General features: G+C 65.3%; 15 protein-coding genes. 4 read left to right on the top strand and 11 right to left on the bottom strand.

What is annotated here, in order from left to right; translation table 11 throughout:
* Positions 1–24: 24 nt before the first annotated feature.
* From PFLCHA0_RS14935 to PFLCHA0_RS14890, 10 genes are all read right to left on the bottom strand, one after another.
* Positions 25–1,728, bottom strand: a complete 1,704-nt coding sequence (locus PFLCHA0_RS14935) for a long-chain-fatty-acid--CoA ligase (RefSeq protein WP_015635569.1) — start codon at positions 1,726–1,728, stop codon at positions 25–27.
* Positions 1,729–1,747: 19 nt separating this feature from the next.
* Complete coding sequence (locus PFLCHA0_RS14930; protein WP_015635568.1) at positions 1,748–3,046, bottom strand: acetyl-CoA C-acetyltransferase; 1,299 nt, start codon at positions 3,044–3,046, stop codon at positions 1,748–1,750.
* A complete protein-coding gene (locus tag PFLCHA0_RS14925; protein ID WP_015635567.1) occupies positions 3,046–3,936 on the bottom strand; it encodes a MaoC family dehydratase in 891 nt (296 codons plus the stop codon). Before PFLCHA0_RS14925 ends, PFLCHA0_RS14930 begins: the two co-directional genes overlap by 1 nt.
* Before the next feature lie 3 nt (positions 3,937–3,939).
* Positions 3,940–5,292, bottom strand: coding sequence for a 3-oxoacyl-ACP reductase (locus PFLCHA0_RS14920; protein ID WP_015635566.1), 1,353 nt, complete (start codon positions 5,290–5,292; stop codon positions 3,940–3,942).
* A 30-nt stretch (positions 5,293–5,322) separates the two neighbouring features.
* The gene (locus PFLCHA0_RS14915; RefSeq protein ID WP_015635565.1) at positions 5,323–7,872 is read right to left on the bottom strand and encodes an acyl-CoA dehydrogenase; all 2,550 of its coding nucleotides are present in this window, start codon (positions 7,870–7,872) and stop codon (positions 5,323–5,325) included.
* A gap of 278 nt (positions 7,873–8,150) precedes the next feature.
* Entirely contained in the window at positions 8,151–9,599 is a 1,449-nt protein-coding gene (locus PFLCHA0_RS14910; RefSeq protein ID WP_015635564.1) for an outer membrane protein transport protein, read from the bottom strand.
* Positions 9,600–9,721: 122 nt separating this feature from the next.
* A complete protein-coding gene (gene praB / locus PFLCHA0_RS14905) occupies positions 9,722–10,228 on the bottom strand; it encodes an alkane oxidation protein activator PraB (protein WP_011061226.1) in 507 nt (168 codons plus the stop codon).
* A 132-nt stretch (positions 10,229–10,360) separates the two neighbouring features.
* Positions 10,361–10,852 carry an alkane oxidation protein activator PraA gene (praA, locus tag PFLCHA0_RS14900; protein WP_015635562.1) on the bottom strand — a complete coding sequence of 164 codons (492 nt, stop codon included), beginning with the start codon at positions 10,850–10,852 and terminating at the stop codon, positions 10,361–10,363.
* Between the two features lie 141 nt (positions 10,853–10,993).
* On the bottom strand, positions 10,994–12,286 hold the full coding sequence (locus PFLCHA0_RS14895) for an alkane 1-monooxygenase (RefSeq protein ID WP_011061224.1): 1,293 nt from the start codon (positions 12,284–12,286) through the stop codon (positions 10,994–10,996).
* Between the two features lie 295 nt (positions 12,287–12,581).
* The gene (locus tag PFLCHA0_RS14890) at positions 12,582–13,577 is read right to left on the bottom strand and encodes an alpha/beta fold hydrolase (protein WP_015635560.1); all 996 of its coding nucleotides are present in this window, start codon (positions 13,575–13,577) and stop codon (positions 12,582–12,584) included.
* A gap of 268 nt (positions 13,578–13,845) precedes the next feature.
* On the opposite strand from PFLCHA0_RS14890, the gene PFLCHA0_RS14885 reads away from it, so the two are divergent.
* The 4 genes from PFLCHA0_RS14885 (at position 13,846) to PFLCHA0_RS14870 (ending at position 18,057) form a co-directional block, all read left to right on the top strand.
* Positions 13,846–15,414: a flavin-containing monooxygenase gene (locus tag PFLCHA0_RS14885; protein WP_015635559.1), complete on the top strand. Its 1,569-nt coding sequence runs from the start codon at positions 13,846–13,848 to the stop codon at positions 15,412–15,414.
* A complete protein-coding gene (locus PFLCHA0_RS14880; RefSeq protein ID WP_011061221.1) occupies positions 15,401–16,300 on the top strand; it encodes an SDR family NAD(P)-dependent oxidoreductase in 900 nt (299 codons plus the stop codon). The genes PFLCHA0_RS14885 and PFLCHA0_RS14880 overlap by 14 nt, the downstream gene beginning before the upstream one ends.
* Positions 16,301–16,339: 39 nt before the next feature.
* Positions 16,340–17,179, top strand: a complete 840-nt coding sequence (locus PFLCHA0_RS14875; RefSeq protein WP_011061220.1) for a metal-dependent hydrolase — start codon at positions 16,340–16,342, stop codon at positions 17,177–17,179.
* Between the two features lie 92 nt (positions 17,180–17,271).
* A complete protein-coding gene (locus PFLCHA0_RS14870) occupies positions 17,272–18,057 on the top strand; it encodes a type 1 glutamine amidotransferase domain-containing protein (protein WP_015635557.1) in 786 nt (261 codons plus the stop codon).
* Here the strand turns inward: PFLCHA0_RS14870 and PFLCHA0_RS14865 are convergent.
* Positions 18,033–19,235 carry an MFS transporter gene (locus tag PFLCHA0_RS14865; protein ID WP_015635556.1) on the bottom strand — a complete coding sequence of 401 codons (1,203 nt, stop codon included), beginning with the start codon at positions 19,233–19,235 and terminating at the stop codon, positions 18,033–18,035. The genes PFLCHA0_RS14870 and PFLCHA0_RS14865 overlap by 25 nt on opposite strands.
* Between the last annotated feature and the right edge of the window lie 266 nt (positions 19,236–19,501).

The following is a 19,501-nucleotide window of genomic DNA, read 5'->3' as shown; positions in this document are numbered from 1 at the left end:
CGCCGGCAAGCCGGCTCCTGCGGGTCAGCGCAGGGCGCGGCGCAGGACTTTGCCCACGGTGGTCTTGGGCAGCTCTTGGGTACGGAACTCTACATAGCGCGGCACTTTGTAGCCGGTGAGGTATTCCCGGCAGTGGGCCAGCAACTGGTCCTGGGTCAGCGCCGGGTCCTTGCGCACGACGAAGATCTTCACTTTCTCGCCGGTCACATCATCCTCGACGCCAATCGCCGCCACTTCCGCCACCCCGGGGTGCAAGGCCACCACATCCTCGATCTCGTTGGGGTACACGTTGAAACCGGAGACCAGGATCATGTCCTTCTTGCGGTCCACCAGGCGAATGAAGCCCTGCTCGTTCATCACCCCGACATCCCCGGTGGACAGCCAGCCGTGGCGGTCCAGAACCTTGGCGGTTTCCTCCGGGCGCTGCCAGTAGCCCTTCATCACCTGCGGCCCGCGTACCTGCAGCTCGCCCTCCTCGCCCAGCTCGGCCAGTTGGCCGTCCTCGCGCACGAAGCGCACCCAGGTCGAAGGCAGCGGTACGCCGATGGTCCCGGTGAAATCGCCTTCGCGCATGCGCGCAATGTCGATCGGGCTGATGCTCACCACCGGCGAGCACTCGGTCAGGCCGTAGCCTTCGATGATCGGCACCCCGGTGACTTCCTTCCAGCGCCGGGCCACCGAGGTGTGGGTGGCCATGCCGCCCGCAATCGCCAGCTTCAGGTCGGAGAAATCCCTGCCGCGAAACTCTTCGTTCTCCAGCAGGCCGTTGAACAGGGTGTTGACCCCGACGATGCCGCTGAACTTTTCCTTGCGCAGGATCATCTGCACCCGCTTCACATCCCGCGGGTTGGCGATCAGGATGTTGCGCCCGCCCAGGCACATGAACATCAGGCAGTTCACCGTCAGCGACAGCACGTGGTACAGCGGCAACAGGGTGACGTTGGTTTCCTGCTGGTTCTCGTCCAGCTGGTCACCGACCCAGGCCTTGGCCTGCATCAGGTTGGCGAGGATGTTGCGGTGCGTGAGCATGGCGCCCTTGGCATCGCCCGTGGTGCCGCCGGTGTATTGCAGGAAGGCGATGTCGTCCTGCTTGAGTTCCACCGGGCGGTGCTCCAGCACGCTGGCCAGCTTCATCATCGCCGGAAAGCGGATGGCCCCCGGCAGGTTGAATTTCGGCACCTGCTTTTGCACATGGCGCAAGGCGAAGTTCAGGGCTGCGCCCTTGAAGGTGCCCAGCAGGTCACCGATGGCGGCCACCACGATGTTCTTCAATTGGCTGCCCGGCATCGCCTGTTCCAGGGTGTGGGCGAAATTCTCGAAGATCACCACGGTCTCGGCGCCGCTGTCCTTGAGCAGGTGCCGCAGTTCGTGCGCCGTGTACAGCGGGTTGACGTTGACCACCACGGCCCCCACCAGCAGGGTGCCGAACAGGCAGATCGGGTACTGCAGGCAGTTGGGCATCATCAACGCCACCCGGTCGCCCTTCTTCACTCCCTTGGACTGCAACCAGGCGGCGAAAGCGAATACCCGCTTCTCCCACAGGTCGTAGCCCATCTCGGTGCCGATGCTCACATAGGCCACCCGTTGGCGATACTTGTCCACGTGTTCGAGGAACACTTCCCGCAGCGACGGGTAACGGTCGATCTCGGCTTCGATATCGCTGGGCACTCCCGGCAGGTAAGCGTTCAGCCAGATACGCTCGACGGGTTGCAGGCTCACGACACTCATTGGCAGTCTCCTTGTTATTTTATTTTTCGACGATGGCGGTTACGCCCAGCCCGCCTGCTGCACAGATGGAAATCAGCCCGCGGCCGCCGCCGCGCTCATGGATCGCCTTGGCCAGGGTCGCCAGTTGCCGCCCACCGGTGGCGGCGAACGGATGCCCGCAGCCCAGGGAGCCGCCGTTGACGTTGAGCTTGCTGCGCTCGATGCTGCCCAGCGGTCCGTCTAGGCCGAGCTTGTCCCGGCAGTAATCAGCGTCCTCCCAGGCCTTGAGGGTGCACAGCACCTGGGCGGCAAAGGCTTCGTGGATCTCGTAGAAGTCGAAATCCTCCAGGCTCAGGCCCTCCCGGGCGAGCATGCGCGGCACGGCATAGGCCGGGGCCATCAGCAGCCCTTCACTGCCGTCGACAAAGTTCACCGCGGCGGTTTCCCCGGTACGCAGGTAGGCCAGCACCGGCAGGTTGTTGGCCGCCGCCCAGTCTTCGCTGGCCAGCAGCACCACCGAGGCGCCATCGGTGAGCGGGGTCGAGTTGCCGGCGGTCAGGGTGCCGTTGTGGCGGTCGTAGGCCGGGCCCAGGCCGGCGAGCTTCTCCAGGCTGGCGTCGGCCCGCAGGTTGTTATCGCGTTTCAGGCCGCGGTACGGGGTGATCAGGTCATCGAAGAAGCCGCGCTGGTAGGCCGCATTCAACTGGTGGTGGCTGGTGAGGGCCAGTTCATCCTGGGCCAGGCGCTTGATCTGCCAGCGCTTGGCCATTTCTTCGCAGTGCTCGCCCATGGACAGCCCGGTGCGCGGCTCGCCGTTGCGTGGCAGCAACGGCTTGAAGAGCATCCCCGGGCGCACCTTGAGCAGGCTGCGCAGCTTGTTGCCGGTGCCCTTGGCGCGGTTGGCCTGGAGCAAGGTGCGGCGCAGGCCTTCGTTAATGCCGATGGGCGCGTCGGAGGTGGTGTCGGCGCCCCCGGCAATGCCCACTTCGATCTGCCCTAGGGCGATCTTGTTGGCCACCAGCAGCGCCGCCTCAAGCCCGGTGCCGCAGGCCTGCTGCAGGTCATAGGCCGGGGTCTGCGGCGACAGGGTGGTGGACAAGAGACTTTCCCGGGCCAGGTTGAAATCCCGCGAATGCTTGATCACCGCCCCCGCGGCGAACTCCCCCAGGCGCTGGCCGGACAGGCCGTAGCGATCCACCAGGCCCTGCAACGCCGCCACCAGCAGGTCCTGGTTGCTGTCATTGGCATATACCGTGTTGGAACGGGCGAACGGAATCCGGTTACCGCCCAGGATCGCCACCCGGCGTACCGGCGCCGGATTGAAACTGTACTCAGCCATCAACGAGCTCCCCAGATAAATAGACCGCGCATGTGGGGCTTGTCCCCCGCGTTGTTGCGCACTTCGAACTCATGGCGCGGGCCGTCCGGCAGGCGATTCCACAGGGTCACCGCCGCCGGCAGGAAGATCGGCAGCTTGAACTCGCAGTCCAGTTGGGCCGCCGCCAGTGGATGGGGCGGTTGCTGGGCCGCCAGGGCCCGGCCCAGGGTCCACATGCCGTGGGCAATGGGCCGGCGGAAGCCGAACAGCCGGGCGCCCAGCCATGAGGTATGGATCGGGTTGAAGTCGCCGCTGACCTGGGCAAAGCGGCGGCCCAGATCGCCCCCCAGGCTCCAGCGCTGAGTGCGCACCAAGGCCTGCTCATCCCATTGCAACAAGCCCTCCCAGGGCTCGCCGATGGGCCCGGCTACACCGCGGCGCAGGTACAGGCTGTCGCTTTCCCAGACCAGGCTGCCGCCACTGTGGGCCCGGGTGGCAATCGACAGCGCCTGGCCCTTGGGATGGGCCAACCAACGCTCGGCAAACACCTCCAGGCGCAGGGCCTGGCCCTCCTCCAACCGTTGGTACTGGCGGATGCGGTTGGCCAGGTGGACCATGCCACTGGCCGGATAGGGAAACGTCGGGCGGGTCAGCAGCAACAGATGCAGCGGGAACGCCAGGGTGTGGGGAAACGCCAGCGGCACCCCGTGTTCCCGGCGAAAGCCGCAGGCCTGGGCGTAACGGGCTATTTCGTCGGCCTTGAGCTCTACCGCCGGGCGCACCAGGCGCTCCGTCGGCAGTTGGGGCGCGGCGTCCGGCTTGGGCTTGCGCAGGCTGCGGATGCCGTCGTAAAGCAGCTGCCCCCGGGAGGGCGGCGGCTCGATGATGCGAATTGCGGTATCAGCATTCATGGCTCAGGCCCCCAGCAGGCTTTGCCCGCAGACGCGGACCACCTGTCCATTGATCCCGCCGGAGGCCGGATGGGCCAGCCAGGCGATGGTTTGCGCCACGTCCTCGGCCTGACCGCCCTGGTTCATGGAGTTCATGCGCCGCCCGGCCTCGCGGATCATCAGCGGGATCTTCGCGGTCATCTGGGTTTCGATAAAACCCGGGGCCACGCCATTGACGGTGATCTGCTGGCGCGCCGCCAAAGGGGCGAGGTTCTGCACCAGGCCGATGACCCCGGCCTTGGAGGTGGCGTAGTTGCTCTGCCCGAGGTTGCCGGCGATCCCGGAAATCGACGAGACGCAGACGATGCGCCCGCCGGGATTCAGGCCCTGGCCTTCCAGCAGCGCCTGGCTGAGCAGCAGCGGCGCTTCCAGGTTGACCGCCATGACCTTGCGCCACGCTGCCTCGGTCATCTTCGCCAGGGTCTTGTCCTGGGTGATGCCGGCGTTGTGCACCACGATATCGAAGGCGCCGTGCTCGCCGACGAACTCCAGCAGGCGTTGCCCGGCGTTGGCCGCGGTGATGTCCAGGGCCAGGGCGCTGCCCTTGATCCCGGCAGCCGCCTGCTGCAGCTCGGCCTCGCTCTGGGGAATGTCCAGGCACACCACCTGGGCGCCCTCCCGGGCCAGGACCTTGGCAATGGCCAGGCCGATGCCGCGGCAGGCCCCGGTGACCAGTGCCCGGCGCCCGCCCAGGGGCTGTTGCCAATCGATGTGCCGGGGCACTTCCACCGGTTCGCCGATGCGCACCACCTGCCCCGATACATAGGCCGAGCGGCGCGACAGGAAGAACCGCAGGCTGCTGTCCAGCTCGGCTTCGGCGCCGGGCTCGACGTACAGCAACTGCACCGTGATGGCCCGACGCAGCTCCTTGCCCAGGGAACGCACGAAGCCTTCCAGGGCCCGTTGCGCCACCGCCTGGGCCAGTTCCTTGCAGTGCTCCGGCGGCGTACCCAGCACCAGCACCCGGCCGTGGGCAGTCAGGCGCCGCACATTGGCGTGGAAGAAGCGGTACAGCTCGTCCAGCTGGGCGATGTCGGCCACCCCACTGGCATCGAACACCAGGCCCTGGACCTTCACCGTGGAAGGCGCGGTGATGCTTGCGGCCTGGGCCGCCACGGTGTCGGTAGCGGCGAAGATCCGTTGCAGCTCGCCCAGCAGGCGCCCCTCGGACGCTGCGGCGAGGACCACCGGGTTGAGCAGGTTGCCGCCCTGCCCCTCGCGGTGCCGTTGCAGCGGCACCGGTTGCGGCAGGCCGGTGCGCTGGGCCAGCCAGCGGCCCCAGCCGGAATTGACGAACGAAAGATAACCGTCAGACATAAAGAGATCCCGATCCAATCCTGTAGAGGGTCAATAGGCCGAATCGCTGGCGGCCACTGCGTCTTCGCTGCTGGCCGCGCGTTTGCGCGAGGCCGGCTTGGCGCTTTGCTCGAAGTGCGCCTGACGCTGTTGCAGGGCTTCGAGCAGACCGAAGTCCTGGGGGAAATCGTCGACCTGGATCGCGTGGTCGCCGTATTCCACATAGCGCCCCAGCAGCTCGTCCTCGTCCGGGCTGATCAGTTGCAGCTCCAGGGCCTTGACCCGCCAGATCACGAAGGCCTCGCGGGAGATCGGCAACGGCGCCAGGCTGCCCTGCTTGATCGCCGGCTTGAGCCGCGCCTCGATCAGGTCCACCTGTGGCTGCAGGCGGAACGCCAGTTCGCCATAGGCCAGCTTGTCGATATCCGGCTGCGGGATGTAGGAGTCGGCCAGCAGGCGGTCGCGGGTCGGGCCCGGGGTCTGCACCAGTTCGGCGACTTGCGCCAGCAGGCGGTCCGACGGCTTGCGCTGGGGAATGCCCAGGGGAAAGCTCAAGCCACGGATGATCCGCGCGGCAGCCTTGGACGGATAGTTGTCCAGCACTTCGGCCAGAGCTTCATGGGCCCGCAGCAGGCAGTCCTGGGCGGCCCAGTGCACCAGCGGCAGGTCGGCCTGCGGCCGGCCATCGTCCTCGAAGCGCTTCAACACGCAGGACAGGATGTACAGCTGGGACAGAATGTCCCCCAGGCGCCCGGTGATGCTTTCCTTGCGCTTGAGGGCACCGCCCAGCACGCCCATGGAAATGTCCGAGGCCAGGGCCAGCACCACCGACAGACGCTGGATCTGCCGGTAGTAGCCGGCCAGGGCCTTGTCGGTGTTGCCCGGGGCCTTGATCAGGCGCCCGCCAGTGACCGCGTGCACGGCAGCGCGCACGGTGTTGGCGAAGACGAAGCTGATATGGCCGAACATCGCGCTGTCGAACGCTTCCAGGCCCTTGCGCCCGGTATCCCGGGCCGCTTCCATCTCGCGAAAGACATAGGGATGGCAACGGATCAGCCCCTGACCGTAGATGATCAGGCAGCGGGTCATGATGTTCGCGCCTTCCACGGTGATGGCGATCGGGCTTTGCTGGTAGGCCCGGGCCAGGAAGTTGTTGGGCCCCATGCAGATGCCCTTGCCGGCAACGATGTCCATGCCGTCATTGACCATGGCCCGGGCGCGCTCGGTGACGTGGTACTTGGCGATGGCCGAGATCACCGAGGGCTTCTCGCCGGCATCCAGGGACGCCACCGAGACCTTGCGCACCGCGTCGCAGGCATACAGGTGCCCGGCCATGCGGGCCAGGGGCGCCTGCACCCCTTCGAACTTGCCGATGGGCAGGCCGAACTGCTTGCGCATCGCCGCGTAGGCCGTGGTGCCGCGCACCGCCACCTTGCCCAGGCCGACGTTGGCCGAGGGCAGGGAAATGGCGCGCCCGGCGGCCAGGCATTCCATCAGCATGCGCCAGCCGTTGCCCACCTGGTCGCCACCGCCGATCACCCATTCCAGGGGGATGAACACATCCTTGCCGGTGGTCGGGCCATTCTGGAACACCGCGTTCAGCGGCCAGTGGCGACGCCCGGTATTGACCCCGGGATGAGTAGTGGGAATCAGCGCGCAGGTGATCCCCAGGCTGCCCTTGGTGCCCAGCAGGCCGTCCGGGTCCTCGGCGCGAAAGGCCAGGCCCAGCACCGTGGCGATCGGGCCCAGGGTGATGTAGCGCTTGTCCCAGGTAACCCGGAAGCCCAGCACTTCCTGGCCCTCGAACTGGCCCTTGCAGACCACGCCGGTATCGGGAATGGCCCCGGCGTCGGAGCCGGCATAGGGGCTGGTCAGGGCGAAGCAGGGAATGTCTTCGCCCCGGGCCAGGCGCGGCAGGTAATGCTGGCGCTGGGCCTCGGTACCGTAGTGCAGCAGCAGTTCGGCCGGGCCCAGGGAGTTGGGCACCATCACCGAGATTGCCGCCGCCGAGCAGCGGGTGGAGAGCTTCATCACCACTTGGGAGTGAGCGTAATGGGAGAAGCCTTTGCCGCCGTACTGCTTGGGAATGATCATCCCCAGGAAACCCGCGTCCTTGGTGTATTGCCAGGCCTTGGGCGAGAGGTCCTGCCAGACCTGGGTGGTTTCCCAGTCGTTGGCCATGTCGCACAGGGTTTCCACTTCGTTGTCCATGAACGCCTGCTCTTCGGCGCTCAGGCTGGCCGGCGCAGCGCCTATCAGGCGCGACCAGTCGGGCTTGCCGCTGAACAGCTCGGCATCCCACCAGACCGTGCCGGATTCGATGGCCGCGCGCTCGGTGTCGGACATGGCCGGCATGATCTTGCGGAACATGACCAGGGCACGACGGGTGAGCAAGGCCCGACGCAGCGGCTTGACGCTCAACAGCGCAGCCGGCAGCACCACCAGCAGCGCCGCGAGGCTGATGCCCAGCGAGCCCACCAGGCCCAACCAGTGCCCTGCCCCCAGCCAGACCAGGGCCGAGCCCAGCCACCAGGATGCCGGGGCCTGCCGATAGGCCAGTGCGAACGCAGCGGCGAGTCCCACCAATAACCAGACAATCATGGAATACCTCTCTTGTTCTATGCAGACGACCACTTGGAGCCTGGGCGTTGTGCCGGCCCCTCGAAGATCACCCTACAAAGGAAACTGCCGCGTTTCAAATTTTATTTTTAAATATTGTTTTGAGTGATTTCAGCAACGCACAACGGCCGAACGATGTCAGCCAGGGCTTGGGGAAATGGCAGGTCAAGACGGGTCCTGAGGTGACCCGTCCCGCCGACGGCAGTAGCACAATCCCTTTGTACTGCCGTTATCTCGAGGCGTGGGTAAAGCCTTTACCCTCAGAAGTGATAGGTCGCGGAGAGACTCACCACCTCGCCCTTGGCGTCGACCTTGCCATCCAGGCGCGAGGCACCGAGACGGTCCACGTTCTGGGTCTTGATCTTGGCTTCCTTGACGAATTGCCGGGAATAGGCGCCGTCGATGGTCAGGCCGGGGATCGCCCTGATGTCATAGCCGAAGCCCAGGGAAGTGAACCAGCGATCGTTGTCGGGAATCCGCGGGTCACGTGTGCTGTTACGGGTTGGTGTCTGGTCGTACGCCACACCGGCCCGCAGGGTCAGCTGGTCGGTGAAGCGGTAGTCGCCACCCAGGGAATACATCATGGTGTCTTTGTACTTGTACGGGATGGAGACCAGGGTATTGCCATCGGACTTCAGGGTCAGGTCCTTGAACGACGACCATTGGGTCCACAGCATGCTGGCACCCAGGGTGAAGCGGTCATCGAACACGTGCACCCAGTCCAGCCCGGCGGAGGCTGGAATGTCCAGCTGGGCACTGGCGTTGGCACCATCCGGGTTCAGCTTCAGGCCGGGATAGGCCAGTTCCACCAGGCTTTCACCATTGGGCCCGGCCGGTTGGGTCATGTACTGGCGGCCTACCGCGTCGGCACGCACGTTGTACTTGCCGTCCATCTTGTTCTTGATCTTGGCGTGGTAGTTCAGGCCCAGGGTGTCGCGGTCGGTGGGTTTCCAGACCACGCCGGTGAACCAGCCTACCGAGGTATTGTCCACCTTGACCCGCATCAGGTTCGCCCCGACGCCGGATGGCAGCGGGATCCCGCCCAGGCCGGGAGATACCGCCGCGGCACCGGTCAGGTTGAGGTTCTGGCTGACGAAGCCCTTGCTGTGCTGGACGATGACCCCGGCACCCAGGGAGAAGTCGTCGTTGACCTTGAACGATAGCGAGCCGGTCAGGCCCACGGTCTCGATCTTGGTATCAACCGAAAAGTCGCGGATCTTGGAATTGTCGTTATCCCAGGTGCTGCGCATGCCCATGGGCACGACCTGGCTCAGGCCGAAGGCAAACTGATCGTTGATCGGCATTACCATGAAGCCGGTCGGCAACCAGGCGGTGAAGCCGCCCTGGCCACCATTGCCCTCCAGGGGCACCGGGCCACCGGTGGGGACGCCGGACGCATCCACCGGCAAGGTGGTGGCCGGATTCCCTTGATAATCGTAGGCATCGCCTTTGTATTTCATCTTGATGCGGGCGTAGTCGACCGTCATCTGTGCCACGTTCTGATCGATAAACGCCATGGCCGCCGGGTTGTTGTAAGCCGCACTGGGGTCGTTCTTGAACAACGAACCACCACCGAAGGCCCGGCCCCATCCGGGAGCGCCGTAGGTAGGCGTGGTGAAGCCGCCTGCCTGAACAGTGCCGATCGCACCAAAGCCCCCCAACAGGGCGAGTGCCACCGCGATCTGCAACTGTTGTTTCTTATTATTCATGCCCCACTCCTTATTATTATCGATAGCAACCGACACTACAGGGCCCTCCTGATCTGCAGATCACCGCCTCTTGCGAGGCGGTGTCCTTCAGCGGGTGATCAGCCCTTGGTTCCAGATAACGCTTAAATCACGCTGACCTGTGGCGACGGCTTGGCGTTCAGCACATCCACGGAGCAGCCACCGCTCAGGGTCTGAGGCGTGCTCAGGCTCAGCGAGTGAGTCACGTTGCTCCAGGCCACGTTGATGGTGGTCGGACCGCAGTTGGTGGCAGGGAAGAAGGAAATGGTGTAACCCACGTTGGTCACGGTACCTGCGGTGGTGCTGGAGGCACTCAGAGTCCATGGCAAGCCAGTGATCTTCGGCAGGTTGCACAGCGCGTTGCTGCCGCTGACGGTGGCGCCGGTGATGCTGGCCACGCCGCCGGCGATGTTGCCGCTGAAGTTGATGTTGCAGGTCACGGGCTGGTTGAACGAGGACGGCGAGCGCACGGTGATGGTGCCGCCAGGGGTAGTGAACGGACCATCCGGGTTCGCACCATCAATGGCGATGGATGCAGCGCTGGCCATGGAAGCAGCTCCCAAGCAGGCAACGATGGCGGTGGCGGACACGAGAGTTTTGATGCCTTTCATTGTTGTTTTTCCTCACATGTATGGCGATTCATTTCGCCGGGGTAATGGCCTTGAGCGAGACGACACGGAGAACAGCGACCGAGCTTCCCTTTCCAGCCAAATCTTCAATTCGATAAAGGTGTGACGTGCGCGTCAGGGTGCAACCCGGAACGTGGGTGGCATCTGGATCGATACGGTCTTGATGGTGCAGCCACCGTCGAGGCTGACCTGGGCCGCTTCGAGTTTTCCGGTGCTGTTGTTCCAACTGCCTTCGGCGGTGGACGGCCCGCAGTCGCCGCCCACCAGGGGCGCGTGCACGGTGACCTGGATACCCGACATGGCGCCGCTGGTTTCGTCCTTGGCGATCAGCTTCCAGGGCAGGTGCGTGGCTTCCACCTGGCCGCACTTGAGGCCGCCGCTGAAGTCGACTTTCTCGACGCTGGCGAAGCTGCCGTCGGGGCTGACCTTGCCGCTGACCTGGATGGTGCAGTCGGCATTGATGATGCTCTTGGCAAAGCTGATGGGGCCCTTGGCGGTGAACTCGGTATTGGCCGGTTCAATGCGCGCGGCTTCGGCGGCCCCCATCAGGGAGATCCCCACCAGGACCACGAACAACTGGGCAGTGAATAGCGGTGAAATAGACATCCGTGACTTCCTTACAGTTGCTTATTGTTGTTGTCGGTCAACTTGCTTAAGGACTGCCTACTGCGTTGCTCACCCTTCAAGCGGGCACATCACAGGCGAACACGACCGGTTCACCAGCACTTGAAGGGGTGAGCGGTACAACTAAAGAGCGGTGTCTGAATCGGTGTTGCTGAAGCCGTAGCGCTTGAGCAGCTCGTCACGCTTGGCCGGGTGCATGTTGGCCAGGCGTACATCACCCGAGTAGTGCGCCAGCACCCGGTGGTCCATCAGGCGCCGCCAGAGGGCCGGCACATAGGCCCAGACGATCATGGTGGCGTAGCCATAGGGCAGCTGTGGCGACTCGTCGAAGTGACGCAAGGCCTGATACGCACGGGTCGGGTTGGCGTGGTGGTCGGAGTGGCGCTGCAACTGGAACAGGAAGATGTTGGTGACGATCCGGTTGCTGTTCCAGGAGTGGCGCGGCGAGCAGCGTTCATAGCGGCCGTTGGGCTGTTTCTGGCGCAGCAGACCGTAGTGCTCGACGTAGTTGACCACCTCCAGCAGAGAGAAGCCGTAGATCCCCTGGATCACCAGGAAGGGAATCACCGCCGCCCCCAGCCAGGCGATCAGCACGCCCCACAGCACCACGCTGTACAGCCAGGCGCTGAGCACGCCGTTCTTCCAGTGCAGGGTCGGCAGGCCGAGTTTTTCCAGGCGCTGGCTTTCCAGATGCCAGGCCGAACTCAGGCTGAACCACACGGTACGCGGCAGGAAACTCCAGAAGGATTCGCCCAGGCGCGAACTGGCCGGGTCCTCCGGGGTGGCCACCCGCACATGGTGGCCGCGGTTGTGCTCGACGAAGAAGTGCCCGTAGAAGGTCGAAGCCAGGGCCAGCTTGGCCAGGAACTTGGCCATCCCGCGGTTCTTGTGCCCCAGCTCATGAGCGATGTTGATGGCAATGCCGGTGGCCGCGCCAGTGGACATCGCCATGCCCAGGTAGGTGAACCAGCCGATACTGCCGTGCAGTTGCGCACGCTCGGTGAGGAAGGCGGCGAAGCTCGCCAGGCTGCCTTGCAGGTGCAGTTGTTCACTCAGTTGCAGCAGGCCGCCGGCGATGATCCAGTCCACCCCGCTGATGGCCATCCAGGCGGTCACCACCAAAGACAGTACCGATAGCACGGCACAGCTGTAGACGATAAAGCGGTAGTAGGGTTGTTTTTCCAGATCGGGAACGGCGGATTCAGGCGGGTTGCTGGCATCTTCCCCCATCAGGCCGTCAATCAGGGGGATCAGGCCGAAGATCACCAAGACCCCGCTCCACCAGAACACTTGCACCCCGGTGGTGAGGGCGAAGATCCCCGACAGCAGAGGGGTGATCATGGGCAAGGTGCCCAGCCACCACAGGTGACGCTTGCTATCGGTCCAGACGCCGGGTGCCGCCACGGAAACAGTCATGGCAGCCTCCGCAGGATGGCAGTCGAAACAGGTGCTATAAAGGACAGCGCGGCTGCGCTGTGCCGAGCGTGAGGGGATGAAAAAACAAAAGCGTGAAATGGCGTTATTTTCATTATTTTTAATCGCTCAATTGCACTTTCAAAAAAAACATTCAAAACATTTTTTTAAAAAAATAGCTCGGGTTCGTTAGCTCGTCAACTATTTTTTCGGCTTGTTTCGAATGTCGCCCGTGAAGCATTTACAGCTGCTGTCGACGCCGCGGCAGGGGCGCTCGAAACCGCCCCCCACCACGCCCTCAACTTGCTCTTGAAGCCGCGAACGGCGGGTGCAGGATGGTTGCGCTGCGTTGTGGCGCAGCCTGGGAAGCGACGTGCTGGACCATGGCCACCACCCGCTCGACTGCGCTGATGGGCAACATGTGGCCCCGGCCCTGGACGATCTCCAGGGACAGCCCCGGCACCTTGCCGACCATTGACTCACCGTGCCGGCGGTAACTGAGCACCGGGTCCGCCGAGCCATAGATCAGCCCTACCGGCAGCTTCAGGCTGGGGTAATGCTTGACCATGCCCGGCAGCGAACGGTTGACCACGGCGATTTCGCTGGAGGCGTTGTAGAAGCTGTCCGAACGCATCCCCAGCAACCCGCCGCCACGCTCGGCGAAATCCTCGGGCACCGGGTCCGGGGCGAACACCGACTTGACCAGGCCACGGCGCCCGAGCATGGCCATGGGCGCCGCCAGGGTCAGGGACATCCAGCGCCGCAGGAAAGCCGGGCGCACTGCCAGGGACAGGAACACCAGCGGCAACATGCGCTGCGGATGGGTCAAGGGGGCCACCAGGATCAGTCCGGACACCGATTGCCGATGGTCCAGGGCCAGGGACAGCGCCACCGCACCGCCCAGGGAATGCCCCAGCACCAGCGGCTGGCCCAGGTCCAGGGTACGAATGAACCTGGCCACCAGGCTGGCCTGGGCCGGTAGGTCTGCCGCGGCGCCCCGGGCCCGGGTGGAATAGCCCGAACCAGGACGATCGATGGTGATCACCCGGAAGCGTTCGCGCAGTTGCGGGGCCAGGGAGTGGGTCAGGTTGCGCCCGCAGCCGGTCAGGCCATGGATCATCAATAGCGCCGGGCCCCTGCCCTCATCGGTGTAGTGAATGCGCTCGCCACCGACCTCGAGAAAGCGTCCGTTGATCGGAACCTGGCTTTCAATCCGGCGGTTGATACGAAAACTCACCACCCAGAGCACCGCACTGACCGCCAGGAATACCGCTGCCGCTACCAGCCACTCCATAACCCGCCCCCTCAGCTTCCCTGCGCCGTTCGCCCGTGATCGGAATGACCTGGCGGTGTGGCGTGTCGCCCTGGCCTGGTGCCGCCTGTGACGCCTCACCCATGGCCTGGATGAGCCCCGCAAAATCCACAGGCGACCAGCGCAGGTGACATTTTCAGGTAATTTATTTAAATTAATTTTTAAAACATTATTTTAAATTGTGCAATCCTGAGTTTTCACCCACTGACGAAAGTCACCCAGCAGCATCATTACAATCGAGGTACACACCATGAATGCGTACTCGCCACCCGACGACCCCGAGGTCGTTGACATCGCCATCATCGGCGCCGGATTCGCCGGGCTGTGCATGGCGATCAAGCTCAAGCAAGCGGGGATAGAGGATTTCTTCGTCGCCGAACACGCCGCGTCCCTGGGGGGCACCTGGCGCGACAATCACTACCCCGGCTGCGCCTGCGACGTGCAATCCCACGTTTATTCCTTCTCTTTTGCGCCCAACCCGAACTGGACCCGGCAGTTCGCGCCCCAGCCGGAAATCCGCGAATACCTGGAAAACTGCGCCCGGGATTTCGCCCTGGCGCCCTACCTGCACTTCAACATGGGCCTGCAACAGGCGGTCTTCGATGAAGCCCGGGAGCGCTGGCACCTGCGCTTCAGCAATGGTCGGGAAGTCAGTGCGCGGGTACTGATCTCCGGCATGGGTGGCCTGTCGCGCCCGGCGATACCGGACATCCCCGGGCTCGACACTTTCACCGGCAAGCGGTTTCACTCCCAGCAGTGGGATCACCGCTACGCCCTGCAAGGCAAGCGGGTGGCGGTGATCGGCACCGGCGCCAGCGCCATCCAGTTCGTGCCGAAAATCGCCCCGCGGGTGGCTCAGCTCAAGCTGTTCCAGCGCACCCCGCCGTGGATCATGCCCAAGCCCGACCGCGAGCTCAGCGCGGTGGAACGCTGGGCCTTCAAGCACCTGCCCTTCACCCAGCGGCTGGTGCGCTCGGCGCTGTACTGGGCCCTGGAAAGCCGGGTGATCGCCTTCGCCCGCCGGCCCAGACTGATGAAGGTGGTGCAGCGCGTGGCCCTGCGCCATCTGCGCAAACAGGTGCCCGACCCGGTGCTGCGCCAGCGCCTGACCCCGGACTACACCATCGGCTGCAAGCGCATCCTGATCTCCAACGACTACTACCCGGCCCTGACCCGGGGCAACGTGCGGCTGATCACTGATGACATCCAGCGCATCGACGGCGACGCGGTGATCACTGCAGACGGCAACCGCCACCCCGTGGACTGCATCATCTTCGGCACCGGTTTCCAGGCCACCGACCCGATTCCCCGAGGCCTGCTGTTCGGCCGCCATGGCCAGGACCTGATGGACAGCTGGGCCCGGGGCGCCCACGCCTACCTGGGCACCTGCCTGCCGGGCTTCCCGAATTTCTTCATGATCGTCGGCCCCAACACCGGCCTGGGGCACAACTCGATGATCCTGATGATCGAGGCCCAGGTGGACTACATCCTCAAGGCCCTGGGCCAGATGCAGCGCGAACGTATCGCCAGCATCGAAGTCCGGCCCCAGGTCGAAAGCCAGTACAACCAGCGCCTGCAGCAGCGCCTGGCCGGGGCCATCTGGTCCACCGGCGGCTGCCGCAGCTGGTACCTGGACCCGCGCAGCGGGCAGAACACCACCCTCTGGCCGGGCTCCACCTGGAGCTTCAAGAAGACCTTGCAGCACTTCGAACTGCAGGACTACCAGGCCAGCCACCTGCCCCACACCCAGCCCGCCGCCGCACCGGCCGCCGCGCGCCCCCTGCACCTTGAAGAGGCCGCTCTCAATGAAAAACTTTAACGGTAAAGTCGCCGCCATCACCGGCGCCGCCTCCGGCATGGGCCGCGCCCTGGCCGTCGCCCTGGCCCGTGAGGGCTGTCACCTGGCCCTGGCCGACAAGAACCCCCAGGGCCTGGCACAGACCGTGGCCCAGGCCCGGGCCGCGACCCTGTTGCCGCTGCGCATCAGCAGCCAGGAACTGGACGTCGGCGACCGCGAGGCGATGTTCGCCTGGGCCGCCGCCAGCGCCGCCGAACACGGCCAGATCAACCTGATCTTCAACAACGCCGGAGTGGCGCTGTCGAGCACCGTGGAAGGTTCGAGCCTGGCGGACCTGGAGTGGATAGTGGACGTCAACTTCTGGGGCGTGGTCCACGGCACCCAGGCCTTCCTGCCCTACCTCAGGCAATCCGGCGACGGTCACATCATCAACACCTCCAGCGTCTTCGGGCTGTTCTCCCAGCCTGGCATGAGCGGCTACAACGCCACCAAGTTCGCCGTGCGCGGCTTTACCGAATCCCTGCGCCAGGAGCTGGACCTGCAAGGCCACGGGGTCTCCGCCACCTGCGTGCATCCGGGGGGCATCCGCACGGATATCGCCCGCACCAGCCGCATCAGCGACAACGTCAAGGGTTTCCTGATCGACAACGAACAGCAGGCCCGGGACGACTTCGAAAAACTCTTCATCACCTCCGCCGAAACCGCCGCCAAGGTGATCCTGCTGGGGGTGCGCAAGAACAAGCGCCGGGTGCTGATCGGCCGCGACGCGCACTTGCTCGACCTGTTCATCCGCTTGCTGCCCAGTGCCTACCAGGCCCTGGTGGTATGGGCCAGCCGGCGCATGGCGCCCAAGCCGGGCAAGACGCGGCCGGCGGTCTACGAGCCCCAGGACGAACGCGGCCTGTAGTGCCGCCCACCCTTTTTCATGTCTAGAGGAGCGACAGCCATGCTGCCCATCCGCCGCGACATCAAGGTCGAACTGCCTGCCGAACGCGCCTGCGACTGGCACGAGCAAGGCAGCCACGTGACCCACTTCTTCAATGCGTTGTCCCTGCTGTTTCCTTCCGGCGAGCTGTTCTTCATGGACAGCGTGCGCCACTACCGCGAACAGATTCACGACCCCGAGCTCAAGCGCCAGATCCAGGGTTTCATCGGCCAGGAAGCCATGCACAGCCGCGAGCACCTGCGCTACAACGACCTGCTGCAGGACGCCGGGCTGCCGGCCCATCTGCTGGACCGGCGGTTGCGCTTCTTCCTCGATTTCCAGAAGAAGCACTTCCCGCCGGCCTTCAACCTCGCGATCACCGTAGCCCTGGAACACTACACGGCAATCCTCGCCGACCTGCTGCTGCGCGACCCCAGCCGCTTCGGCAATTCGGTGGCGGGCTACCGGCAGATGTGGCTGTGGCACGCCCTCGAGGAAACCGAGCACAAGGCCGTGTCCTACGACGTCTGGAACAGCGTGATCAAGCCCGGGCCCAAGCGTTACCTGATCCGCACCGGGAGCATGCTGTTCACCACCCTGGGCTTCTGGCTGGTGGTGTTCGACTTCCATGTGCGCATGCTGATCGCCGACCGCCGTCGCGGCGGCCACTGGCGCGGGTTGTGGCAGGTGGTCAAGTACCTCTACGGCCCCAAGGGGGTGTTCCCGCGGATCGCCCTGCCCTGGCTGCAGTTCTTCAAGCCGGGCTTTCACCCCTGGGACCACGACAACCGCGAGCAACTGCAACGCATCGACGGCCTGGTGCAGGACATCGAACGCACCCGCGCCGCCGCGGCCAAGTGACAAATGCCGGCACGGCGCAACAGCGGCGTGCCGGCATCCCCTGGCGGGGCTGCTAACCTGCAACGCACCCTTAGGTGCTGCGAGCCCGCGCGATGACCCTGATTCTGTTGCCCCACGCCGACTACGACCCCAGCGAAAGCAGCCTGCCCTGGCAGGCTGCCCGGGACGCCGGTTTTGCCGCGCAGTTCGCCACCCCCCTGGGGATGCCGGCCTACGCCGATTCGCGCCTGGTGAGCCTGGGGTTCGGCCCGCTCAACCCGTTGTTGATGACCCCGGCGGCCGACCTGGCGCGCTATCACGCCATGACCCGCGACCCGGCCTTTTGCAGCCCTCTGCCCTATGCCGGGGTCGACCCGGCGGCCTACGAGGGCTTGCTGATTCCCGGCGGTCACGCCCGGGGCATGCGCAGCCTGTTGGAATCCGAGGAGGTGCGGCGGATCATCCTGGCCTTCTTCCAGGCCGACAAACCCGTGGCCGCGGTGTGCCACGGCCCCCTGGCCCTGGCACGCTGCATCGATCCGGCCAGCGGGCGCTCGGTGCTCCATGGGCGCAAGGTCACCGCCCTGCTGGCCGGCCCCATGGAACTGGCGGCCTGGCTGGTCACCGCGCCGTGGCTGGGGCGCTACTACCGCACCTACGACCACAGCGTCGAGCAAGAGATCAAGGCGGCCCTGGCCAGCCCGGCGGATTTTCTGCCCGGGCCCTGGCTGCCCCGGCGGGATTCGGCAGAGCACCCCGAGCGCGGTTTTGTGGTCCGCGACCGCAATCTATTGACCGCGCGCTGGCCCGGGGACTGCCACCGCTTCGCCAATGAATGGGCGAGCCTGCTGCAACAGGCTCGCGACGCCCAACCTCAGGCGCAGCAGGCAGAGCGCTGACCCGGCTTGAAGGCATGGCTGCGCGCGCCCCAGACCAGCATCAGGCCCACCAGCGCCAGGGCGGCCATGGCCCAGGGAAAAGACGCCGCGCCATAGCGTTGCAAGAGCAGGCCGCCGACCATACCCCCGCAGGCAATGCCCAGGTTGAAGATGGTCACCAGCATCGATTGCGCGACATCCGCCCCCTCCCCGGCCACATCCGCCACGGCGGTCTGGAGCAAGGTCGGGGCGCCACCGAAGGTCAGGCCCCAGGCGCCAATGCCGAGCCAGGCCAGCCAGGGCTGGCTGGCAGCGATCCCCAGCAGCAGGCACGCCAGGGCGAAACCGGCGAGGCTGCACAGGGTCAGCCCGCGCAGCCAGCGGTCGACCCCGAGCCCGGTGAACCAGATCCCCACCAGGGAGGCCAGGCCGAACACCAGCAGCGCCCGGTCGAGAGAGGCCGCCAGGCCCAGGGACGCGAGGAACGGCGCGATATAGGTGTAGAGGATGTTGTGGGCCAGGATCCACACGAAGATCACCAGCAGCGCCTGGGGCAGGCCCCGGGTGAGAAAGATCCGCGCGATCGGCTGGCGCTGGTGGGCCGGCTGGCCGGGGTAGTCCGGCACTGCCAGGCGCACCCAGAACCACAGCAGCAGAGCCAGTAGCGACAGCCCCCAGAAGATCTGCGGCCAATCCATGAGGGTGCCCAGCCAGGCCCCCAGGGGCACCCCCAGGCACAGCGCGATCGGCTGGCCCACGCCCACCACCGCCAGGGCCCGGCCCTGCAACTCGGGCACCACCAGACGCCGGGCATAGCCGGCCAGCAGGCCCCAGACCAGCCCCGCCGCCATGCCCGCGGCAAAGCGCGCGGCCAGGGTCAGCAGATAGTGGGTCGACAACGCGGTCAGGCTGTTGAACAGCAACAGGCCGCCGATGGCCAGCAACAGCAAGGGCCTACGGCGCCAACTGCGAGTGGCGGCGATCAGCGGAATCGCCGCCGCCACCGAGCCCAGGGCATACAGGCTGATCAACTGCCCGGCCATGGCCTCGCTGATGCCCAGGCCCTGGCTGATCTGCGGCAACAGCCCGGCAGGCAGCGTCTCAGTGACGATGGCGATGAAACCGGCCAGGGTAAAGGCCAGCAGGCGCCAGACCGGCAGCCTGCTGGAGGCGGTCGGCAAAGGTACGCAAATGTTCATGAAAGAATACTCACACAAGAAGACCAGAAATCACCGCAGGAACCGGCTTGCCGGCGAATGGGCCTCAGACCCTGCGCCCGACTCACGGGCGCCTTCGCTGGCAAGCCAGCTCCTACAACAGGCAGATACACCGCGCAGGCTCCCGCAGGAGCCGGCTTGCCGGCGAAGAGGCCCTCAGCCCCTGTGCCCGACTCACGGGCACCTTCGCTGGCAAGCCAGTTCCTACAGCAGGCAGATACACCGCGCAGGCTCCCGTAGGAGCCGGC

It is taken from the genome of Pseudomonas protegens CHA0 (assembly GCF_000397205.1).
Lineage (GTDB): Bacteria > Pseudomonadota > Gammaproteobacteria > Pseudomonadales > Pseudomonadaceae > Aquipseudomonas > Aquipseudomonas protegens.
This window is presented reverse-complemented; position numbering and strand designations above follow the sequence as displayed.

What these genes read in the sequence shown, in the direction of transcription:
- PFLCHA0_RS14935 (WP_015635569.1), bottom strand. Translation starts at nt 1,728, where the DNA reads ATGAGTGTCGTGAGCCTGCAACCCGTCGAGCGTATCTGGCTGAACGCT.
- PFLCHA0_RS14930 (WP_015635568.1), bottom strand. Translation starts at nt 3,046, where the DNA reads ATGGCTGAGTACAGTTTCAATCCGGCGCCGGTACGCCGGGTGGCGATC.
- PFLCHA0_RS14925 (WP_015635567.1), bottom strand. Translation starts at nt 3,936, where the DNA reads ATGAATGCTGATACCGCAATTCGCATCATCGAGCCGCCGCCCTCCCGG.
- PFLCHA0_RS14920 (WP_015635566.1), bottom strand. Translation starts at nt 5,292, where the DNA reads ATGTCTGACGGTTATCTTTCGTTCGTCAATTCCGGCTGGGGCCGCTGG.
- PFLCHA0_RS14915 (WP_015635565.1), bottom strand. Translation starts at nt 7,872, where the DNA reads ATGATTGTCTGGTTATTGGTGGGACTCGCCGCTGCGTTCGCACTGGCC.
- PFLCHA0_RS14910 (WP_015635564.1), bottom strand. Translation starts at nt 9,599, where the DNA reads ATGAATAATAAGAAACAACAGTTGCAGATCGCGGTGGCACTCGCCCTG.
- praB (WP_011061226.1), bottom strand. Translation starts at nt 10,228, where the DNA reads ATGAAAGGCATCAAAACTCTCGTGTCCGCCACCGCCATCGTTGCCTGC.
- praA (WP_015635562.1), bottom strand. Translation starts at nt 10,852, where the DNA reads ATGTCTATTTCACCGCTATTCACTGCCCAGTTGTTCGTGGTCCTGGTG.
- PFLCHA0_RS14895 (WP_011061224.1), bottom strand. Translation starts at nt 12,286, where the DNA reads ATGACTGTTTCCGTGGCGGCACCCGGCGTCTGGACCGATAGCAAGCGT.
- PFLCHA0_RS14890 (WP_015635560.1), bottom strand. Translation starts at nt 13,577, where the DNA reads ATGGAGTGGCTGGTAGCGGCAGCGGTATTCCTGGCGGTCAGTGCGGTG.
- PFLCHA0_RS14885 (WP_015635559.1), top strand. Translation starts at nt 13,846, where the DNA reads ATGAATGCGTACTCGCCACCCGACGACCCCGAGGTCGTTGACATCGCC.
- PFLCHA0_RS14880 (WP_011061221.1), top strand. Translation starts at nt 15,401, where the DNA reads ATGAAAAACTTTAACGGTAAAGTCGCCGCCATCACCGGCGCCGCCTCC.
- PFLCHA0_RS14875 (WP_011061220.1), top strand. Translation starts at nt 16,340, where the DNA reads ATGCTGCCCATCCGCCGCGACATCAAGGTCGAACTGCCTGCCGAACGC.
- PFLCHA0_RS14870 (WP_015635557.1), top strand. Translation starts at nt 17,272, where the DNA reads ATGACCCTGATTCTGTTGCCCCACGCCGACTACGACCCCAGCGAAAGC.
- PFLCHA0_RS14865 (WP_015635556.1), bottom strand. Translation starts at nt 19,235, where the DNA reads ATGAACATTTGCGTACCTTTGCCGACCGCCTCCAGCAGGCTGCCGGTC.